The 20,140-nt window shown below is 70.8% G+C and carries 14 protein-coding genes; 4 read left to right on the forward strand and 10 right to left on the reverse strand.

Going from position 1 to position 20,140, the window contains the following annotated elements:
- Window positions 1-25: 25 nt before the first annotated feature.
- The 6 genes from KUF83_RS22855 to KUF83_RS22880 form a co-directional block, all read right to left on the reverse strand.
- Entirely contained in the window at window positions 26-1,324 is a 1,299-nt protein-coding gene (locus KUF83_RS22855; RefSeq protein WP_217456647.1) for an alpha-glucoside ABC transporter substrate-binding protein, read from the reverse strand.
- The gene (locus tag KUF83_RS22860; RefSeq protein WP_254644239.1) at window positions 1,321-2,547 is read right to left on the reverse strand and encodes a hypothetical protein; all 1,227 of its coding nucleotides are present in this window, start codon (window positions 2,545-2,547) and stop codon (window positions 1,321-1,323) included. The genes KUF83_RS22855 and KUF83_RS22860 overlap by 4 nt, the downstream gene beginning before the upstream one ends.
- The gene (locus KUF83_RS22865) at window positions 2,544-4,850 is read right to left on the reverse strand and encodes a tetratricopeptide repeat protein (protein ID WP_217456648.1); all 2,307 of its coding nucleotides are present in this window, start codon (window positions 4,848-4,850) and stop codon (window positions 2,544-2,546) included. The genes KUF83_RS22860 and KUF83_RS22865 overlap by 4 nt, the downstream gene beginning before the upstream one ends.
- A 306-nt stretch (window positions 4,851-5,156) precedes the next feature.
- Window positions 5,157-5,519, reverse strand: a complete 363-nt coding sequence (locus KUF83_RS22870; protein ID WP_217456649.1) for a cupin domain-containing protein — start codon at window positions 5,517-5,519, stop codon at window positions 5,157-5,159.
- 148 nt (window positions 5,520-5,667) lie between these two features.
- Window positions 5,668-7,167, reverse strand: coding sequence for a metallophosphoesterase (locus KUF83_RS22875; RefSeq protein WP_217456650.1), 1,500 nt, complete (start codon window positions 7,165-7,167; stop codon window positions 5,668-5,670).
- 93 nt (window positions 7,168-7,260) lie between these two features.
- A complete protein-coding gene (locus tag KUF83_RS22880; protein WP_217456651.1) occupies window positions 7,261-7,680 on the reverse strand; it encodes a RidA family protein in 420 nt (139 codons plus the stop codon).
- 322 nt (window positions 7,681-8,002) lie between these two features.
- Between KUF83_RS22880 and KUF83_RS22885 the strand changes: the two genes are divergently transcribed.
- The 4 genes from KUF83_RS22885 to KUF83_RS22900 are packed head-to-tail and all read left to right on the forward strand — an operon-like array spanning window position 8,003 to window position 13,516.
- The gene (locus KUF83_RS22885) at window positions 8,003-8,485 is read left to right on the forward strand and encodes a cupin domain-containing protein (RefSeq protein ID WP_217456652.1); all 483 of its coding nucleotides are present in this window, start codon (window positions 8,003-8,005) and stop codon (window positions 8,483-8,485) included.
- Window positions 8,482-9,408, forward strand: coding sequence for an acyl-CoA thioesterase domain-containing protein (locus KUF83_RS22890; protein ID WP_217456653.1), 927 nt, complete (start codon window positions 8,482-8,484; stop codon window positions 9,406-9,408). The genes KUF83_RS22885 and KUF83_RS22890 overlap by 4 nt, the downstream gene beginning before the upstream one ends.
- 43 nt (window positions 9,409-9,451) lie before the next feature.
- The gene (locus KUF83_RS22895; protein WP_217456654.1) at window positions 9,452-11,122 is read left to right on the forward strand and encodes an AMP-binding protein; all 1,671 of its coding nucleotides are present in this window, start codon (window positions 9,452-9,454) and stop codon (window positions 11,120-11,122) included.
- Between the two features lie 12 nt (window positions 11,123-11,134).
- Window positions 11,135-13,516 (forward strand): bifunctional salicylyl-CoA 5-hydroxylase/oxidoreductase, encoded by a 2,382-nt coding sequence (locus KUF83_RS22900; protein WP_217456655.1) that lies wholly within the window; start codon window positions 11,135-11,137, stop codon window positions 13,514-13,516.
- Window positions 13,517-13,576: 60 nt separating this feature from the next.
- Here the strand turns inward: KUF83_RS22900 and KUF83_RS22905 are convergent, their stop codons facing one another.
- The 4 genes from KUF83_RS22905 to KUF83_RS22920 form a co-directional block, all read right to left on the reverse strand.
- On the reverse strand, window positions 13,577-14,389 hold the full coding sequence (locus KUF83_RS22905; RefSeq protein ID WP_217456656.1) for an SAM-dependent methyltransferase: 813 nt from the start codon (window positions 14,387-14,389) through the stop codon (window positions 13,577-13,579).
- Between the two features lie 282 nt (window positions 14,390-14,671).
- Window positions 14,672-16,117: a glyceraldehyde-3-phosphate dehydrogenase gene (locus KUF83_RS22910; protein WP_217456657.1), complete on the reverse strand. Its 1,446-nt coding sequence runs from the start codon at window positions 16,115-16,117 to the stop codon at window positions 14,672-14,674.
- Window positions 16,118-16,334: 217 nt separating this feature from the next.
- Window positions 16,335-18,878, reverse strand: a complete 2,544-nt coding sequence (locus KUF83_RS22915; protein ID WP_217456658.1) for a discoidin domain-containing protein — start codon at window positions 18,876-18,878, stop codon at window positions 16,335-16,337.
- A gap of 322 nt (window positions 18,879-19,200) precedes the next feature.
- Window positions 19,201-19,950 carry a hypothetical protein gene (locus KUF83_RS22920; RefSeq protein WP_217456659.1) on the reverse strand — a complete coding sequence of 250 codons (750 nt, stop codon included), beginning with the start codon at window positions 19,948-19,950 and terminating at the stop codon, window positions 19,201-19,203.
- Window positions 19,951-20,140: the final 190 nt, after the last annotated feature.

Consider the following 20,140-nt stretch of genomic DNA (forward strand, 5'->3'; position numbering starts at 1 on the left):
CGTCCGCCGTCGCGGGCGGTCCCGGTCATCCGCCGGGGCTGTCGCAGATGTCCTCGGGCGGCCGGAACGAGCGGGAGTCGCCCGCCTTCTCGTCGGTCTGGGTCCGCACGATGTCCAACTGCTGGAGCAGCGAGGCGAGATGCGTCTTCGAGGGATCGCGGAAGAACTCGAGCACCGCCCGGTGGAAGGCGTCCCGAAGCTCGGGCGGCATCACGTCCGAGGCGTCGAAGCACAGGATGTGGGCACGTGTGTTGAGCAGGTGATCGATGTCCTGCTCGATGGGGTTCGCGGGCTCGGCAGGCGACAGCCCGGTCGTGTTCGGGAACAGCGGACGCACCGCCGGGTCCGCCTTGTCCCGCCAGAGCTCCCGTCCGGCCGTGCTCGACAGCCGCTCCACCAGCTCCTGGGCCGCCGGGTCGTCGCTGAAGACGGCGGCCATGTCACCGGAGACCTCGAACGCGTCGCGGTACTCGGCCCGCCCGCCCAGGAACCGGGCCGACGGCTCGACCCGGATGTCGTCGCCCGCGTACAGGTACCGGATGAAGGCGCTCTGGTGCTCGTGCGTGCACTCGAAGCCGGGGGAGTCCAGCAGGCCGCGGGACCCGGCCGGTCCGGACGTGCCCTCGTACGACGTGGTCAGGGACCGTTCGACCGAGTGCTCGGAGCGGTCGCCGAGCAGTTCGGCCCACGTCGTCCAGGCTCGTACGACGTCCGGGTCGAGCCAGCTGAGCTTGCTCGTGGCCCAGTCCGCGTAGCGGCCGGGACCCGCCTGGTGGAGGAGGATGTCCTCGATCCAGTCCGTGCCGGGCCAGCCCGAGGTGGCCTGCGAGGCGAGTCCCACGCACCACGTGGGATCGTCGCTCGGCGTGCCCTTCTTGCTCCACACCAGGCTCTTCAGGTCGACTTTCAGGGGCACCCAGTAGGTGCGGCGTTTGCCGTCCACCAGCATGCTCGGCGCCCATGGCTGATAGGCGCGTTCGCCGGTCACCTGGGCGAGCGGCCTCAGTTTGTCGCGGCGGGCGTACTCGGTGAGTTCGCCGATGCTGTTGAGGACCGCCACATCAGGTGGTGCGTCGGCCTCCAGCTGGGAGACGAGGGTCTCGCGCAGCGAGCGGGTGCCCTCGTAGGTGTACGTCCTGCCGGTCCCGTCGTCGAGCCGCTGGAGCGCGGCTTCGAAGGCCTCGCCCTCCTTGCCGGTCCAGGGGCCCAGGACGACGAGGGGGGCGGGGGTGTCCGACGTGCATCCGGGGGCCAGGACGAGCAGGCACGCGGCGAGCAGGACGCGCAGGAGACGGGTCGTACGGTGGGTCGAGCGGCGGGTCATGCGACGGCTCCCGGTCGGGCGACGACAAGGTACTCGCGGCGGTACGCGTGCAGGGCACCGCCGATGAGACCGGCGCCGGCCAGACCCGCGGGGGTGACGAGGGGGGCGGCCCCGTCCAGGAAGGCGAGCCGGCCGTCGGACAGAACCTCGTCGATCCGGGATTCGAGCACCTTGATGACCTCGGGGTCGGGGCTGTCGAAAGGGTGCTCCTCGGCGATCGTCTCGGTCTCCGGCGAGGTCCGTTCGGCGAGTGTTCCGGCCAGCGGGACGGACTCTGCCTGGGCGTGCTGCGCGAGCAGCGCGTCGACCGTCAGGAACGGCACGGCGAGCAGCGGCAGAGCGGCGGCGGCCAGCGGAATACTGAGCCGGATCCGGAAGCGGCGGCGCAGGAAGGACATCGTGCGCCACAGCCCCACGGCGAGCAGCACGAAGGCGATCCCGGCGACCGCCGCGGCGGCGAGCACGCCCCCGCCCCAGGCAGCCCGGTCCGTGAGCCGCTCGCGCAACTGCCGCTCCAGCGCCGCGACGCGGTCGACGATCGAGGTCGCGTCGGAACCGGTCGCCGGCGGACACGGCGGATAGCGGTCCTGCCGGTCCGTGGCGGCGACCGGTTCGGAACAGAGCATGCTGCGCGCGTAGGTGAGCTCGGCGTCCCGCAGCACGGCGTCGTTCGCGTGTCCCTGGGCCCGGCCGATCCACCCGGTGTAGTCCACGACCAGCGCGGACACCACGCGCAGTTCCTGTTCCTCGGCCACGGTCAGTGCTCCGCTGCGCGTGACCTGGTTCAGGCTCTGTGTCGCCCGTGCCACCCGTGTGCGGTACCGCTCGCTGAGCCCGCCGAGCTCGCTCGCCCCCGCCGTGTCGAGGTTCTTCTGGGCCTCTCCCTGCGCGATGAACAGCGATGCCTTGACGTGCGCGAGGCCGACCAGCGCGGGTGTCAGACGATCGCGCAGGTACGCCGAGTCGTCCCGCACGTCCGCGTACGCCCAGCCGAGCGAACCGAACGCCACCACGGCGAGCAGCGGCAGCGCGACGAGCCGGTCCCGCAGGTAGGCGCGGTTGCGACGGCCCGTCGTCGAAGGCCAGGCGTAGCGCCAGAGCCGGCGGGCGAGTTCGGCCACGACGATCACCGCGCCCCGCGCCACGCGGCGCGCACGTGCGAGCGTCGGGGCTTCGGCATCCGAGCCCCGGGCCGTGCGTCTGCGCCACGCGGCTCCGGTCACTCGCGGGCCGTCCCGGAGCCGTTCCCCTGCGCCGGAGTATGGGCGAGGGCCCGCAACCAGGTGGTGACTCTCTTTCCGAGCCACGGGCTGTCCCGGTGGTGGCGGAAGGACGGGGGGCGGACCTCGTAGGCCCTGTCGAGCAGGGTTTCGGCGACGGCTCCGTCCTTGGCGGTGGCGGAGCGGGCGGCCTGGTGCGCGAGGGTGAGGTAGAGGCGGGAGAGTTCTCTGCGCAGTCCCGGTTCGTCGGGCGGGAGGCCGAGACGGGCGTCGGCGGTCGCGGCGAGCGCCGCCAGGCCCGCGGCGCCCACGGCCTCCCGGGCGAGCGCGCCCCGCACCGCTTCCCACACCTCCGCGGTCATCCGGACCCGGGCCTGTTCGTCCGTCAGCCCGTGCGCGTGGAACAGCCGCGCCAGCCGCGCCAGCACCTCGCGGAGCCGCTCGGCCACCTCGTCCGGACGCTCCGCGGTACGCACGTGCTCGACGCCGACGCGTACGGCGGCCGTCCGCGCGGCGGTCCGGTGCCGTGAGTGCTGCGGTACCGCGTCCAGGGCTCGCACGGCGTCGTCCCACACCCGCTCCCCGCCGAGCGCGAGGCGCGCCCGTGCCGCGCCGAACGCCGCGCTGCCGAGGGACGGGTTGCGCAGCCGCACCGCCTCGTAGAACGTCAGCGCCTCCTGCCAGCGGCCCAGGCGCTCGGCGCAGTAGCCGAGCGCCAGCTTCGGGGCGTACTCGCCGGGGATCGCCGCGAACACCTGGTCGAAGTGCTGCCGTGCCGCGTCGGCCTGGTCCCGGCCGAGCGCGAGGAGCCCGCGGTGCCAGTCGAGCCGCCAGTCGTAGGGGGCGTGTTCGGCGCCGATCAGGGCCTCGGCGGAGCGCAGTTCACGCTCGGCGGCCTCGGCCCCGCCGCCTGCGCTGCGCAGCCGCAGCCGGCAGCGCAGCAGATGCACCTCCGGTGAGTCCCGCCAGTCCCCGGTGTGCTGCAGCAGCGCCTCGGGAGCGGCGTCGGCGAGCCTGCTCAGTTCGGCGTGATGGTGGTCGAACGGGTCGGGCCGCGGCACGGGCAGCCGTTGGGCGACCTCGGCGGGTGACGGGGGTGCGTACGGGGCCGGGGCGTCCGGGGCGGCCCACCGGGTGAGGGGCGGCGCGGAGCCGAGGGCCGCGTCGAGCGCGTACGGCGACTGGAAGAAGAGCGGCGACGGTTCGAAGGTCTCGACTCCGGTGCGCAGCGACCGTAACTCCCTGAAGACTCCGCGCAGTTGCTCCTCCATCTCCTGTGCGGTGGCGAACCGCTCGGCCCGTGCGCCCCGGGTGGCGCGGTGCAGTACCCGGGCGAGTGAGACCAGGCCGAGTCCATGGGGAGCGGGGGCCGTCATGGAATGGGGTCCCGGAGCTCCGAGTGTTCCGGTCACGGTGGGGGCGTCGGGCCGGCTGATCATGTCCAGGCGGCCCAGTTCCGCCAGATCGTCGGGCGAGTGTCCCAGTCCGCTCAGCCGCCGCAGTGTCTCGCCGAGGCTGAACAGGTCGTCCTGGCCGGTGGATTCGCCGTTCGGTCCGACGGTCGGGGCGCGGAACGCCTCCGTGGTGTGGCCGGGCAGGCCGGCGGAGCGGACACTCCCCACGTCGATGATCTTCGTGGTGGTGCCGTCGTGCATGACGTTGTCGGGTTTGAGGTCGCCGTAGACCTTGCGGGGACGGTCGGCGTGCAGATGCCCGAGCGCGGCGAGGATCCGCACCCCGTAGGCGAGGACGAACTCGTGGAAGCGGCCGCCGCCGAACTCGGCCGGGTTCACCTGGACCCGCGCCCGTACCTCTTCCAGGGTGAGGCCGTCCACGTACTGCAGGACGAGGAAGTCGCCGACGTCGGGATGGTGCCCGTAGTTGAAGACGCGGATGATGTCGTCGTGGCTGAGGTCGACCAGCGCGCGCCGCTCCTGGGCCAGCGCCCCGGCCGAGACCGCCGCCTGCTGGGGGTGGAGGATCTTGATCGCGACCTCACGGTCGTCGACCTTGGTGTCGAGTGCGAGGTAGACCTCGCCCATACCGCCGTAGCCCAGGGGCCGGATCAGCCGGTACTGGCCCGCGAGCAGTTGTCCTGAGGGCAGAGGCAGGCGGTCGGGGTCGCGGCCGCGGGACGCGGTCGGCTCCAGCAGGGTGATCGACGGCAGCAGCACCGGGTCGGGGCTCTCCTCGGGCAGCTCCACGTGTGCGGCCCGCAGGATCGGCGACGCGACGACGAGTGGACCGAACGACCCACTGGAATCCGGCAGTTCACCGGTCGACCCGCTGCCCGCTGCCCCCTCCATGCGACCCCAGAATAGACGCGGAGGCCGGGAATGACCCCGTGCCGAGGGGGAGATGCTGTGTCGGAGTTGCCCGCCGTGGCCGTGGACCGTGCCGGTTCGGGGTCCATGGTGTGTGGTGTGCGGTGAGCCACCGGCACCCCGGGCACGGGAGGCGCGGCGGCTCACCGCAGGTCGAAGGGCCGCAGTCGCTCCCTCGGGCCTGCGGCAGGCAGGCATAGCTCCCCTCGGGCCTGCGGCATGCCGGGATCCACGGGGTGGCCGATCAGGGGAGCCGCCCCGTGGGGTCTGCGCGGTGCCCGGCCGGAGTCAGTCCTTGGCCTTCGCGTAGTCCTGTGCCATGCCTCCGGCGAAGTCGTACACCATCGCGGGCTCGTCCCCCACGACCCAGGCGTCGTGGCCGGGCGGGCAGACGAAGACGTCGCCGGGCCCCACTTCGCTCTCGGCGCCGTCGTCCATCCGGATCCGCATGCGGCCCTGGACGACGTAACCGTTGTGATGGACCTGGCAGCTCTCGGTCCCCGCGATCGGAGCGACGGACTCGGACCAGCGCCAGCCCGGCTCGAACGTGGCCACGGCGAAGTCGAGCCCGGTGAGGTGCACGGCTTCGAGGTGCCCGCGGGGGAAGTCCCGCCGTTCGTCCGGCTTCTCGACCGCCTTGATCTCGATCATTGACGGTCCCTCCTATCTGGCCTTGTCCAGCAGCCTCGGGGCCCGGTCGTCGCTCGTGTGACATCCACGGCCGAGCAGAGCCGGAGCCCCCTCACCTCCATCGTCAGCCCGCAAGCCGAGCGCCGCCATTCGGGGGTTCGCCGCAGGCTCAGGTCAGGGGGATGGTGACCTCGTCCTCGACGGGCGGGTCGAGTTCCTGCGGGCGGTTCCCCGTCGCCGAGAAGCAGCGCAACCTGACGGTGTCCGGCGAGACGTCCAGGCGCAGGAAGCACTTGAAGAACGGCGGACTGTACGTCGCCGATCCCGGCGAGAAGAGCTGGGTGTAGACCTTGCGCACCGGAAGGCGCAGGCGTGACGTGCGGTCGGGGCGGCCTCCGGCACCCAGCAGACTCGCGACGACGCGGGTGCGCAGGGTGACGCGGGCGGGCCGCTCCTGGACGCGGGTCGCGGGGATGCCGAGACGCTTGGCGACGACGGCGGTCGCCTCGGCCTCGGTGAGGGTGAAGAAGCGCCGCATGCGCAGCCGGTTTCCGTAGAGCCTGCTGTAGAAGGCGAGCGAGTCGCCGCGCAGCGGATAGCAGCGGAAGTCGCCTTCGGAGACGCCGGCGACGGAGACCCGCGGCATGGTGTGGGTGGCGTGCATGAAGGCTCCGCCGCCGCCGGCGACCACGTACTGGATCGTGCGGCCGTCCACCTCCACCGGGTAGCGCTGGTAGTTGTGGATGTCGCCGCCTATCGCGGCCACGTAGTGATGGGCCGGATCGCGCACGATGTCGTCGACGGTTCCGCCGCCCTCGATGGGGCCCGGGTGGTGCTCGGCATCCACGTACAGGGGCGAGCCGGTGATCAGGATCTTGGGGATGTCCCCCTTGGACACCTCGCGCAGCCAGCGGCCCTGTTCGGCGTCCACGGTGCCCGTCAGGCCGGTGTCGATGCCCACGATCCGAACCGGTCCCGCGTCGATGGCCCAGTACGGGCCCGGCTGGACGCTCCGTTGAGCGGGAGCCGAGCGCAACTGCCGGGCCTCGGCCAGGCGTTGCTCGTCGTGCCCGCGCGGTTCGTGCCACAGCAGCGACCGCCACCAGGCCGGTGTCAGCCGCCGGGGCGCGGCCGGTTCCGCGAGGGGCGGGGCGTCGCAGAACACGCGCATGAAGCCGTCGAGGTCCTCGTACCAGTCGTGGTTGCCGGGGATCGCGTAGATCGGCGCCTGGTAGTCCTTGTACGGGCGGAAGAACTTCGTGCCGTAGTCGTCGGTGCTGCCGACCGGATAGACCACGTCACTGGCGAGCACGGCGAACTCCGTGTCCTTGCCGACCTTCAGGAAGCCCGGCACGACGGCGTACTGAGGGTCGTCGCCCTCGCCGGTGTCTCCGATGACCATGAAGGAGAAGTGGTCCGGAGCGCTGTGCCTGACCACCTTGTCGGCCGGTGCGCCGGCCGCGGTCCGCTGCTCCACCCACCGGCCCCGGGTGTGGCCCGTCGGGTCCCCGAACAGCGAGGCCAGCACGCCGTTCCGGGCCGGCCACAGCGTCCTGGGGTTGAGCCACGACAGCTTCTCGCCCCGGTTCGGCATCAGGCGTATGTAGTCGCCGCGTTCCGTGGAGCCCCATCCGGCGCCCGCGGCGGTGTCGCGTGAAGAGTCAGACATCGGTGAACGGTAACAACGATCTCCCGACGGGCGAGAGTTGAGGGGGGCCTGTGCTGATCGGGCGGCCGCGGATCCGGCCGCCGGCCGGACTTTTCAGCTCTGTGGCCGGACCAGTCGTTCCTCGGGGATCACGGCCACACCGAGGATCTCGATCATCGCCTCGGGCTGCCACAGAGCGGTACAGCCGATGCCCGCCATCGCCGGGTAGACGGGTCCGGCGAGCTCACGCCACACCGCGCCGATCTCCTTGCCGTGGGCCTGGTAGTCGGGGATGTCGGTGAGGTACAGCGTCACGCTGACCAGGTCTTCGGGTGCGCCGCCCACCTCGCGGAGTGTCGTCAGGACGTTGCCGAACGCCTGGCGGAACTGCTCGACGATGCCGCCCGGCACGATCTTCATGTCGGCGTCGAGCGCGGTCTGCCCGCCGAGGTGGAGCGTGTTTCCCGCGAGCGTTCCGTGCGAGTAGCCGCGGGGTGCCGGCAGCGTGCCCGGGTTCACTGCGATGGGCGTCACGTGGCCTCCAGTCGGGTGGTCGCGGCCCGGCCCGACGAGTCGTCCGGTCCGTTGTATTGACAATAAATGACGGTCGTGAAAAAAACGAGATACACGTCAACTCCACAGTCGCAGACCAGCTCTCCCGACCGTCACGCCGCCACCCGCCGGGAACCGGCCCCGGGGGAGCCTCCGGGGCGCAGTCCCGCCGTGACGGGGCCGTCCCGCCGCGCCGGGCGCGACGCCGTCGGCAGAGCAGCGATCACCGGACGGGGGCGCCCTGCCCGACCGGGTGCGACCCGTCTCCTCCTGAGCCGCCACGACCGGAACGGAGCCCGCCCCCATGGAGCCCGACCTCAGCAAGTACCGACTGGAGGGCGACGCCTCGATGTACCGGCTGCCCAGCGGGATCGTCGCTCCCGTGGTGACGCGCGCCGGATCGGAGAGCGCGAACACCGCCGACTCCGGCGGGGCCGTTCGCGTTGCGGGCGTCAGCATCCAGCACACGCCCGCCACGAAACTGTGGTTCGGCAAGGTGAGCAACGAACCCGGCTACCGCTCGGTCACCCACCACCACGGCGAGGCCGAGACCGGGGGCTACGTCCTGTCCGGGCGGGCACGCATCTACTTCGGCGAGAAGTTCGAGGACTACGTCGACATGTCGGAGGGCGACTGGGTCTTCGTCCCGCCCTTCATGCCGCACATCGAGTGCAACCTCTCCCGGACCGCACCGCTGACGTGGATGACCACCCGCACACCGGAGAACATCGTCGTCAACCTGGCCGACGTCAGCGACGCCGACCTGCGCGACTGGCTCGACCGGTGACGCATCAGCCCGGCCCGACGCCGACCGGAACGCCTGCGACCTCCGCGTTCTTCACCGACGCCGTCACGCTGGCCCCCGCCCCGCCGGAGCACTTCGACCTCGCCTTCACCGCCGTCACCCAGCCCTGCCCGTGGCCCAAGGCATACGGCGGCGACCTGGTCGCCCAGGCAGCCGCGGCGGCGATGCGATCGGTGACCGACGCCAAGACCCTGCACTCGATGCACAGTTACTTCCTGCGCCCCGCCGACATCGGCGCCCAGGTGCGCTACGAGGTGGAGGTGCTGCGCGACGGCCGCGGCTACAGCACCCGGCAGGTACGCGGCTACCAGAACGGCAAACCGCTCTACGTCTGTCTGGCCAACTTCGCCGCGGGGGAACCCGGCGGGTCCTTCCACGCAGAGTTCACCGACGTCGTACCCGACCCCGAGGAACTGCCCAGTTCCCGGGCGTATCTCGCGGAGCGCGCCGGCGGTTCGATGACCGAGGAGTCGAAGGCCTACTGGTCCGCCGGCCGCAGCTTCGACATGCGCCATGTGCCCGGCCCGGTCTACCTCACCGTCGAGGGCAAACAGCTCCCGCAGCAGGCGGTCTGGGTGAAGCCGTTCGACGCGCTCCGGCCCGTCGAAGGGCTCACCGACGCCCAGCGGGACCTGGCCGCGCTGGCGTACGTCTGTGACTACACGATCCTCGAACCCGTCCTGCGCGTACTCGACCTGGCCTGGGCCGATCCAGGACTCGTCACCGCCAGCCTCGACCACGCCATGTGGTTCCACCGCCCGGGACCGGTCGACGACTGGCTCCTCTACGTCCAGGAGGCGGTCGCCGCAGACGCGGGCCGCGGCCTGGGCACCGGCCGCTTCTTCACCCGCGACCACCGTCACCTGGCCACCGCCGTCCAGGAGGGAATGATCCGCCCCGCCTGACTCCGCCGCCCGACACCGGCGGGCTCCCGGAAGGACTCCTCCGTTGACTCTTCCGCCATCCCTCTCGCCCTCGGCGTACCTGGACACCTTCGCCCGCGACCACCTGCCTCCCGCGCACCTGTGGCCGACGATCGAGTTCACCACGCCCGACCTGCACCACCCGGAGCGGCTCAACGCCGCCACCGAACTCATCGACCGGCCCGCGTCGGCGTTCGGCGCCCACCGTCCGGCGCTGCGCACGCCGGCCGGGGAGACCTGGACCTACGGAGAGCTGAGGAAGCGGGCCAACCAGGTCGCCCAGGTACTGACCGAGGACCTCGGGCTGGTACCGGGACAGCGGGTCATGCTCCGCTCACCCAACAACCCCTGGACCGTGGCGAGCTGGCTCGGTGTGCTGAAGGCCGGGGGAGTGCTGGTCACCCTCATGGCCGCGCTCCGTGCCCGCGAGATCGCGCCGGTCGCCGAGCGGACCGGGCCCGCCCTCGCACTGGTCGACCACCGGTGCGCCGAGGACGTCCACGCCGTCCGTGACACCGTGCTGCCCTCCCTCAGAGTCGTCGAGTTCGGCGGCACCGGCCCGGACGACCTCGTGGCCCGCGCCACGGCCAAGTCGGGCGAGTTCACCGCCGTGGACACCTCGGCCGACGACGTGGCGCTCCTCGCGCCGACGTCCGGCAGCACCGGCGCACCCAAGATCACCATGCACTTCCACCGGGACATCCTGTCCATCGACGACACCTTCGGCCGTCACGTGCTGCGCCTGCTCCCGGACGACCTGGTCGCCTGCAGCGCCCCCTTCGCCTTCACCTTCGGCCTCGGCATGCTCGTCGTCTTCCCGCTGCGGGCCGGCGCCTGCGCACTGCTGACCGAGGCGGCGACCCCGCTCGGGATGGCGGAACTCGTCGAGCGGCAGGGTGTCACCGTGCTCGCGACGGCACCCACGGCCTACAAGGCGATCCTGCGGGAGGGACGCGAACAGCAACTCGCCGGACTGCGGGCCGGTGTCTCGGCCGGCGAACACATACCCGTCGGCACCTGGGAACAGCTGCGGGACAGGACGGGGCTGCGCGTCATCGACGGCATCGGCGCCACCGAACTGCTGCACATCTTCCTCTCCGCGGCCGGCGACGACATCCGCCCCGGCGCCACCGGCAGGCCCGTGCCGGGCTTCCGTGCCACGGTCCTCGGCCCCGACGGCACGGAACTGGGCCCCGGCGAGCCGGGCAGGCTGGGCGTCATCGGCCCCGTCGGGTGCCGCTACCTCGACGACGAACGCCAGAAGGACTACGTCGTGGACGGCTGGAACGTCACCGGCGACATCTTCCACCGCGACGAGGACGGCTACTTCCACTACCACGCCCGCGGCGACAACATGATCGTCTCGTCCGGGTACAACATCGGCGGACCCGAGGTCGAGGCGGCCATCGACACCCACCCCGACGTCCTGGAGTGCGCCGTCGTCGGACGGGCCGACTCCGAACGCGGCGAGGTCGTCTGCGCGTTCGTCGTCCTGCGGGACGGCGCGAGCGGCGACGCCGCCAAGGCCAAGGAGATCCAGGACCACGTCAAGCAGGTCATCGCGCCCTACAAGTACCCACGCGACGTGCGCTTTCGCGAGAGCCTGCCGCGCAACGCCAGCGGCAAACTGCAGCGTTTCGCACTCCGCGCCGCCGTCGAGGACGAGCAGGCCACCACGGCCGCCGTCGAGCACTGAGAGGAACCCCGTGTGAAGATCGCGATCGTTGGCGGTGGCCCCGGCGGCCTCTACTTCGCTGCTCTCATGAAACAGCTCGACCCGGCCCACGAGATCACCGTGTGGGAGCGCAACGCCCCCGACGACACCTTCGGCTTCGGCGTGGTCTTCTCCGACGAGACACTCGGCGGCATCGAGAACGCGGACCGCGACTTCGCCGACGCCATGGCACGCCGCTTCGCCCGCTGGACCGACATCGACATCCACTACCGCGGCCGCACCCACACCGTGGGCGGTCAGGGCTTCGCCGCGATGAGCCGCCGGGAACTGCTCCGGCTGCTGCAGCGCCGCTGCCGCGACCTCGGGGTGCTCGTCCACTTCTCCACGCCCGCCCCCGACACCGGGAACCTGCGCGCCGCGTACGACCTCGTGGTGGGGGCGGACGGAGTCAACTCGCAGGTGCGAGCCGCCCACGCGGACGTCTTCCGCCCCGTGCTGGACCAACGGCGCAACAAGTACATGTGGCTGGGCACCGACCGGGTCTTCGAGGCGTTCCAGTTCTTCGTGAAGCAGACGGAATGGGGGACCATGCAGGTGCATGGCTACCCCTACTCGGAGACGGGCTCCACCTTCATCGTCGAGATGCACGAGGACGTCTGGCACCGGGCGGGCTTCGACGCCACCGAGGGGACCGAATTCCCGCCGGGCGCCTCCGACGAGCAGGCCGTCGAGCGGGTCCGCGGGCTCTTCGCCGAGGAACTCGCGGGTCACCGGGTGTTCGCCAACAACTCCAAGTGGCTCGGCTTCACCACCGTACGCAACGAGCGGTGGCACCACGGCAACCTCGTCCTCGTCGGTGACGCCGCGCACACCGCGCACTTCTCGATCGGGTCGGGCACCAAACTGGCGATGGAGGACTCCCTCGCCCTCGCGGCCTGTCTGCACGAACACCCGGACACCCAGGCCGCGTTGAGTGCGTACGAGGCCGAGAGGCGCCCCGTCGTCGAGTCCACGCAGCGGGCCGCGCAGGCCTCGCTCGAATGGTTCGAGAACATCGGCATGTACGCCCACCAGGAGCCGACCCAGTTCTGCTTCAACCTGCTCACCCGGTCACGCCGCATCACGTACGACAACCTCCGCACCCGCGACCAGGAGTTCGCCGACCGGGTCGACGCGGCCTTCGCGGCCTCCCAGGGACTGCCCGGTGTCGCGCCGGCGATGTTCCAGCCCTTCCGGCTGGGGGAACTGCAGCTGAAGAACCGGGTGATCGTGTCCCCGATGGACATGTACTCCGCGGTCGACGGCGTACCCGGCGACTTCCACCTCGTCCACCTCGGCTCGAAGGCGATGGGCGGCGCCGGTCTCGTGATGACGGAAATGGTCTGCGTCTCGCCCGAGGGCCGCATCACGCCCGGCTGCACCGGTCTGTGGACCGACGAGCAGCGCGACTCCTGGGCCAGGATCGTGTCCTTCGTCCACGACCGCAGCACCGCCCGGATCGGACTCCAGCTCGGCCATTCGGGCCGCAAGGGATCCACGCGCCTCATGTGGGAGGGCATGGACGACCCGCTGCCGGACGGGAACTGGAACACGGTCGGCCCGTCACCACTGCCGTACGGTCCCGGATCGGCGGTCCCCCGCGAGATGGACCGCGCCGACCTGGACGCGGTCGTCGCCGACTTCGTCGCCGCCGCGCGCCGAGGCGCAGAGGCGGGCTTCGACCTGCTCGAACTGCACTGCGGACACGGCTACTTGCTGTCGTCGTTCCTCTCACCGGTGACGAACCTCCGCACGGACGAGTACGGCGGCACGCTGCGCGACCGGCTCCGGTTCCCCCTGGAGGTCTTCGACGCCGTGCGGGCCGCCTGGCCCGCCGGGCGGCCGATGATCGTGCGGGTCTCAGCGACCGACTGGGTCCCGGACGGCAACACCGAGCACGACGCCGTGGAGATCGCCCGCGCCTTCATCGCCCACGGGGCGGACGCGATCGACGTCTCCTCCGGACAGGTCACCAAGGACGAGCGCCCCGCGTTCGGCCGTTCGTACCAGACGCCCTTCGCGGACCGGATCCGCCACGAGGTCGCCGCGGCCACCGGCGCGGCGGTCATCGCGGTCGGTGCCATCGCGTCGTACGACGACGTGAACTCGATCCTGCTGGCGGGCCGGGCCGACCTGTGCGCCCTCGGCCGCACCCACCTCTACGACCCGCACTGGACCCTGCACGCGGCGGCCGAGCAGGAGTACCCCGACGCCGCCGCGCAGTGGCCGCTCCCGTACCGGGCCGGGGCCCGCAAGCCGCCGAGCGCACGCACCGACGCCGTCCGCCCCAGGCTCTCCCTGCTGCGGGCCGAGGAACCCGGCCAGGCCGTCCACCTGCGCTGGATCCCGCCCCGGGAACCGGTCACGGTTCCCTGAGCGAGCCCCGCCGGTGGCCGCCCGGCACCTCTGGCGCCGGAGTCCGGCCGGGCCCACGCGTCAGGGTTTGCGAGCCACCGCACCGAACTGCGGGACCGTGGAGGCAGAGCCGTCGGCGGGGTGCCACCGGGTGCAGGACACGAGCCCCGGATCGAGGAGGTCCAGCCCGTCGAAGAACACGGCGATCTCCTCGCGGGTGCGGGCGGTGATGGGCGGGGTGGCGTTCTCGTTCCAGAACTTCATGGCCTCGATGTTGCCCTCGCCGCCGAGGTCCGCATCCGTGGTGGGGTGGGTGAGGACCAGGTAGCTGCCGGAGGGGACCACTGCCAGGATCTCGCGCACGATGTCCTGCGCCTGGCGGGTGTCGAGAACGAAGTTGAGAATGCCCAGCATCATCACAGCGACCGGCCGGCCGAGGTCCAGGGTCGCCGAGGCGCGCTCGACGATGGTGGCGGGGCGGTGGACGTCGGCGTCTATGTAGTCGGTGGCCCCTTCGGGTGTGCTGGTCAGCAGCGTCCGGGCGTGGGCCAGCACGATCGGGTCGTTGTCGACGTACACGATGCGCGCGTCGGGTGCCGACCGCTGGGCGATCTCATGGGTGTTGTCCAGGGTCGGCAGGCCGGTGCCGATGTCGAGGAACTGCCGCACCCCGCGGTCCTCGACGAGGTACCGCACCGCACGGCCGAGGAAATCCCGGTCCGCGCGGGCCACATCGCGGATCACGGGGAACATCCCGGCGACCTGGTCGCCGACGGCCTGGTCGACCTCGTAGTTGTCCTTCCCGCCGATCCAGTAGTTCCAGACCCGGGCGTTGTGCGCCACCCCGGTGTTGAGCCTTGCTGAACCGCTGGACGGGGCCTGGCTCTCACTCATGTCTTCCCCTCCCGGACACGGTGTGCGCGTCCTGGGCGTCTGCCGCCGCCGGGGCGGCACCGAACCGTCGTCGCGGCCATTCTGCCGCCTGTTGATCACGACGTCCCGGGATCAGTCAGGCACGGTGCGCGCTCCGGGCCAGGGCCGGGAGCCGGCGGGAGTGCGCCGGTCCAGCAGAGTGGGGAACGCACCCGGCGGGGGAGAGGCCGGGTGCGTACGGGCGGAACGAGGTGGCGGGCGGGCAGCGCGCCGCGTCGAGAGGCGCGCTGCCCGGAGGAAGGATCAGCCCGCCGGGGCCGGGTAGGTCGGGTACTCGACGCCCGACACGTGCTGGACGACGCGGATGACCTGGCAGGAGTAGCCGAACTCGTTGTCGTACCACAGGTAGAGGATCGCGTTGTCGCCGTCGACCTTGGTGGCGCCGGCGTCGACGATCGAGGCGTGGCGTGAGCCCATGAAGTCGCTCGAGACCGCGTCCGGTGCGGTGGTGAAGTCGATCTGCCGCTTCAGCGGCGAGGTCAGCGACACGTTGCGCAGGTAGTCGAGGACCTCCTGGCGGGTCGTCTCACGCCCGAGCCGCAGGCTGAGGATCGCGATGGAGACGTCCGGGACGGGGACCCGGATCGAGCTGCCGGTGATCGGCGCCTTGAGGTCCGGCAGGGCCTTGGCGACAGCGGAGGCGGCGCCCGTCTCGGTGATGACCATGTTCAGTGGCGCCGAGCGGCCGCGCCGGTCGGCCTTGTGGTAGTTGTCCAGCAGGTTCTGGTCGTTGGTGAACGAGTGCACGGTCTCCACGTGGCCGCGCAGGACGCCGTACTCGTCGGCCATCGCCTTGAGCGGCGGGACGATGGCGTTCGTGGTGCAGGAGGCGCAGGACAGGATCTGCTCGTCCGGCTTGATCGTGTCGTGGTTGACGCCGTGCACGATGTTGGGGACGTCGCCCTTGCCCGGCGCGGTCAGGACAACCTTGTCGATACCGGGACGCAGGTGCCCGGACAGGCCCTCGCGGTCCCGCCACTTGCCCGTGTTGTCGATGAGGATGGCGTCCTTGATGCCGTGGGCCGTGTAGTCGACCTCCGACGGGTCGCCCGCGTAGATCACCTTGATCGCGTTGCCGTTGGCGATGATCGTGCTGTTCGCCTCGTCGACGGTGATCGTGCCCTGGAACTGGCCGTGGATGGAGTCGCGGCGCAGCAGCGAGGCGCGCTTGACGATGTCCTGCTCACCGCCCTGACGGACGACGATCGCGCGCAGGCGCAGGCCGTTCCCGGAGCCTGCCTTCTCGATGAGGAGGCGGGCGACCAGGCGGCCGATGCGGCCGAAGCCGTACAGGACGACGTCGCGCCCCTCGCGGCTCTCGATCTTGTTGGCACCCGTGGCGCCGGCGACGGCCTCGGCGGTGAAGTCCTGCACCGTGAGACCGCGGTCGTCGGTCCTGTGCGTGGCGGCGAGCATGCCGATGTCGATCTGGGAAGGGCCGAGATCGAGCGTGGTGAGAGCCTGCAGGTACGGCAGTGTCTCCGTGACGGAGAGTTCCTCACCGGCGATCTGCCGGGCGAACCGGTGGGTCTTGAGGATGCTGACCACCGACTTGTTCACCAAGGAGCGGCTGTGCAGCAGGACGGTCACGTCCTGCTCGCGGTGCAGCTTCCCGATGATCGGGATCATCGATTCCGCGATCTCCTCGCGGTGCTTCCAGTTGGTGAACGAGTCGTCATTGACAGTCACAGGTTTATCTTTCGAGCTAGGCGGTGCTCATATGGTAATCCTTCGTCGATCTCGTCCATCACGCGGCCCCGCCGGGGCGCGACCACGCACCCGGGCCGCCCGCTGCGCATACCTGTGGCCCGCCGGAAGGGCGGGCCACAGGGGATCTCTGACATCGGCCTGCGATCGAACGGTCACGCGGCCGACCGGTTGGACGGCCATCGGGTCCGGCGGGTGGTCAGGGGAAGCTGGTGATCTTCGAGGGGATGGTGTCCGACCCCGACGTCGGCGCCCCCGTGTTGTTGACGACGTGGGCGTACTGCCCCTTTCCGCCCAGCGACACGACCTGGATGCTGTGCAGTTTGATGCCAGTCCTGACCGGCACCTGGAAACCGTGGTGCTGGACGATCGTGGAGTCGGTCGTGAAGTTGCAGTAGCTGCCCAGGCCCCAGGCCTCGTGGACGGCCACGCTGTCGGCGACCTTGTAGGCGGCGTACCCGACGATGCCGTCGTGCGTGACGGCGGCGGCGTTCGGTACGTCGTAGGCCTTCTCGTTCTGGAAGAAGATCGTCCGGCCGCGTTCGCCGCTCCAGACCACGTCGTACTTGTTGAAGTGCTCGACGAACAGACCTGTGGCGAGGACGTCGTCGCCGTTGACCTCGAACCCGTAGTCGGCGCGGTTGGTCTCCCAGCCGACGCCCTCGCCGTGGTCGGCCCGCCAGATCCAGGTGTGGTCGACGATGACGTCGTCGCTGTTGACGACCATCGAGTGGGTGGCCAGGCCCGGTCCTGCCCCGCCGATTCGGATGAACACGTCCTGCACGGTGGTCGGATTGGCGGCGTGGTCGGCGGCGGCGCCCGGCGCTCCGACCTGGAGCAGCGTGTCGGACCTGGCGGCACCGGCGTCGATGAGGAAGCCCGCCAGCCTGACCCCGTCGACGTCGCCCACGTGCATGGCGTCGACGCCGTTGTCGGGGACGATCGTGGCCAGGCCCAGCCCGAGGACCACGGTGTTGGCGCGGTTCACGTCGATGGTCCGGTCGAGGTGGTAGACCCCGGGGGTGAACAGCAGGTTGAGGCCCTGGTCCAGCGCCGCGTTGATGGTCGAGGCGGTCGCGCCGGGCTTGACGACGTAGAACCGGCTGAGCGGGAGTGAGGTGCCGCCGGCGTTGGCGGGCCAGGACACACCACGGGCGTTGGTGCGCTTGCCGGGCACGAACACCTTGTAGTCGTCGCCGTCCAGGTAGAGGAACGGCTTCTCCCGGGAGATCGGGGTGGAGTCGAGCGTGGTGTACGGGCCGGTGTCGAAGTTCGTCGCCGGGGCGCCCTGCACACCGGAGAACGTCATGTTCCACACGCCGTTGGTCCAGCCGCCGACCGAGCTGTCGCGGGTGTACCACTGCTGCTGCGAGTACGGGCCGACCGTGCCGTCGATCTTCGAGTCGGCGATGTAGCCGCCGGAGGCCCAACCGTAGCCCGCCGGTGAGAGGTTGAGGCCGCCCTCCACATGGATCCGGCGGAACGGCGCGGCCTGGGCTACCGCCCAGCGGTCCGTGCCGTTGACGGGCTTGAGCGACAGGTTCTCCGCCGAGCGCCAGAAGTTCTGGGTGGCGTTGCCGTCGAACCAGCCCGCGTCCACGGTGATGTCACCGTTGATCCGCACGTCGTCGGGGTTGAGGCCCAGTCCGGAGATCGAGGTGTAGAAGCCCAGCTGCGCGTTGATGCCGTTGTACGTGCCCGGCTTCATCAGGAACTGGTAGCGGCCCGAGCCGAACTGCGCGGACTCCTGCTGGGCGAAGACCTGGTCGAACTTACCTTGCAGGTCCGGGGTGTTGGGATCCACCACGATGACGTTGGGGCCGAGGTCGCCGCCGCCCTCGATGGGCGGCGTGCTGGAGGTGCCGGTGTGGACCGCGACCTCCCACAGGGAGTAGCCGTAGGCGGTGGCACGGGCGGTCCCGTGGATCCGTACATAGCGGCCCGAGCCGCTGACGTCGTAGGAGGCTGTGCCGCCGGTGCCGTTCGTGACGGACTTCAGGGTCTTCCAGTCCTGGCCGTCGTCCGAGGCCTGGACGGTGAAGTCCTTGCCGTGGGCGGCCTCCCAGGTGAGGTCGACCTTGCAGATGTCCTGGACGGAACCGAGGTCCACGCGCACCCACTGAGGGTCGGACGCCTGACTGGACCAGCGGGTGCCGGTGTCGCCGTCGAAGGCGGACGCGGCGGGCGTGCCCGCGTTCTCCGTGGAGGAGGCGGTGGCCGGCCTGCCCCTGGCTGCGTTGGCGCTCGAACAGTCCCCGGCCGGGGGCGTGCCGGCATCGCCGAACACCTGGAACTCCCAGAGGGAGTAGCCGTATTCGGTGGCGCGGGTGACGCCCTGCATACGGACGTAGCGGCCCTGACCCGAGACGTCGAGCGTGTCGGTTCCGCCGTCCCCGCCGGTGACGGAGGTGAGGTCGGTCCAGGAGCTGCCGTTGTCGGAGGCCTGGATCTTGTACGACTTGCCGTACGCCGCCTCCCAGTTGAGGACGACCTGGGTGAGGGTGGCCGATGCTCCGAGGTCGACCTGGAGCCACTGGGCGTCGGTGCGGCCGGACGACCACCGGGTCCCGGTGTCGCCGTCGACGGCGTTGCCCGCGGGGGTCCCGGGGTTCTCGTCGGAGGAGGAGGTGGTGGCTCTGCCTTGGGAGAGCGGTACCTCGGCCGCGGTGGCCGGCAGTTGGAGGGGGAGGGACACGAGCGACGCCGCTGTGGCGAGCGCGATTCCCAGGGATCTGAGTCTCATACGTTCACTCCGTGCGGAAGTGGAGGGGCGGCTCTGGGGCTGCCGGGCGCGCGGTGCCGTGACCTCACGGAGAAGTCCGAGAGGTCCGCGGAAGTCCAAAGCCGTTGGGGGAGTGCTTAGTTCATGTGTTGATTTAAGTAATGAATCAACAGCCGGGCAACCCGTCGGACAAGACTTCTTCGTGGACTCGTTCGCCGCCCCCGGCCGGATCCGCGAGTCGACGCACGCGATACCTGCTCCGGCCCGCCTTCAGGGGTTGAAGCTTCGCGCGCCCGGCAAGCCGGGCGCGCGGACCCCTGTGAACCCCGCGGCCGTCGGGCCCTCAGCGCATGAGAGCGCCGCGCAGCGTCAGTCCGTAGGTGACGCGCAGGCGCCGCAGTTCCCAGAGAGCGACCGCGGTGACCGAGAGCGGGGCCCCGAGCATGACCACGATCCGCGTGGGGCCCGGCAGCGTGTCGTAGGCGCCGGTGAACAGGTCCACCAGCGTCATCTCCCACACGAGCGCCGTCGCCAGCACCGGAGGGACCGTCTCGTGGATGTCCGCGGTACGGAAGACGTGGACGAGGGACATTCCGATGCCGTAGATGACGAACGGCAGGACCCAAGCGATCGTGAGCAGCGTGACGACGACGGTGACCACTGTGGTCGGAGCGTTCGTGGCGAACTCGCCGTTGGCGAATCCGGTGAGCACCAGCACGGGGAACACGGCGACCCCGGCGATGATCGCCAGCACCGAACCCACCGGCTTGGCCGTGCGGCGCAACAACTCCTGGCGGGCCGGAGGGCGGGCCACGGCGATCAGCAGGCCGACGATCACCGGGAAAGTCACCGAGAGGACGAGGACGTTGATCCACGACTGGTTGAGGCGGTCGCTCGCGACGTCCCCGGCGGAATGGACCAGCTTGTAGGAGAACATCACCCACAGAACGGCGGCCAGACCCACGATGCTGCGGATCTTCTGGATCCGGGCGACCACCGCGTCGTCGACGCGCCCCGGCCGCGAGGGGGTGAAGACCTTGCGTCCGATCGCGATGGGCCCCACCGTGCGCCAGACCCGGCCGGCCCGGCCCACACGCGGAGCGGGAGGCGGCCCGGGATGCGGATAGCCGGGTTGCGGCGGGTAGGGGTGAGGGTAACCGCCTTGCGGCGGCGGGGTGTTCGGGTACGGACCCGGTGGTGGGGCAGGAGCGTTGGGACCGTAGGGGTCGTACGGCGGCTGGCCCTGCGGATTCCAGGCGTTCATTTCTGCGGTTCCCCCGACT

The sequence above is a fragment of the Streptomyces sp. BV286 genome, assembly GCF_019090165.1.
Classification (GTDB): Bacteria; Actinomycetota; Actinomycetes; order Streptomycetales; family Streptomycetaceae; genus Streptomyces.

Coding starts and splice junctions, on each gene's coding strand:
- KUF83_RS22885 (WP_217456652.1), top strand. CDS start 8,003: ATGGAGCCCGACCTCAGCAAGTACCGACTGGAGGGCGACGCCTCGATG.
- KUF83_RS22865 (WP_217456648.1), bottom strand. CDS start 4,850: ATGGAGGGGGCAGCGGGCAGCGGGTCGACCGGTGAACTGCCGGATTCC.
- KUF83_RS22855 (WP_217456647.1), bottom strand. CDS start 1,324: ATGACCCGCCGCTCGACCCACCGTACGACCCGTCTCCTGCGCGTCCTG.
- KUF83_RS22875 (WP_217456650.1), bottom strand. CDS start 7,167: ATGTCTGACTCTTCACGCGACACCGCCGCGGGCGCCGGATGGGGCTCC.
- KUF83_RS22905 (WP_217456656.1), bottom strand. CDS start 14,389: ATGAGTGAGAGCCAGGCCCCGTCCAGCGGTTCAGCAAGGCTCAACACC.
- KUF83_RS22870 (WP_217456649.1), bottom strand. CDS start 5,519: ATGATCGAGATCAAGGCGGTCGAGAAGCCGGACGAACGGCGGGACTTC.
- KUF83_RS22915 (WP_217456658.1), bottom strand. CDS start 18,878: ATGAGACTCAGATCCCTGGGAATCGCGCTCGCCACAGCGGCGTCGCTC.